The sequence below is a fragment of the Streptomyces endophyticus genome (assembly GCF_035798155.1).
In the GTDB taxonomy this organism is placed as follows: Bacteria; Actinomycetota; Actinomycetes; order Streptomycetales; family Streptomycetaceae; genus Streptomyces; species Streptomyces endophyticus.
In genome coordinates, this window is the sequence record NZ_JAOZYC010000097.1 from 1 (window position 1) to 301 (window position 301).

The 301-nt window shown below is 59.1% G+C and carries 1 other RNA gene; it reads right to left on the reverse strand.

The annotated features are described in order from the left end of the window. Window positions 1-301, reverse strand: a transfer-messenger RNA (tmRNA) gene (ssrA, locus tag OKJ99_RS13770); the annotation flags it as partial.

The following is a 301-nucleotide window of genomic DNA, read 5'->3' on the forward strand; positions in this document are numbered from 1 at the left end:
GTCGTCTGGTTTGAGTCTCACCACCCGCGTCGCACAGCGACACGCTACGCAGGCAGCCAGCACCCTTGTGTCTCACACCACCCCAAGGTACCCGGGGTGATGCCAGCCCATGTGAATTCCCTTGCAGCCTGGACGGTATTGCTACCGCCCTTGCCCAGCCCATCGGCCAACTGTTGCAAGGCTCACCGGATTAAGCGGCGAGTGCGAAACGTTCGTCGTTTGCAGTTAGTTTTTTTCTGCGGTTTTACGAGGTGACAGAACCTCGACATGCCCTGCTGCGTGCCCGAACCCACGTCGAAAC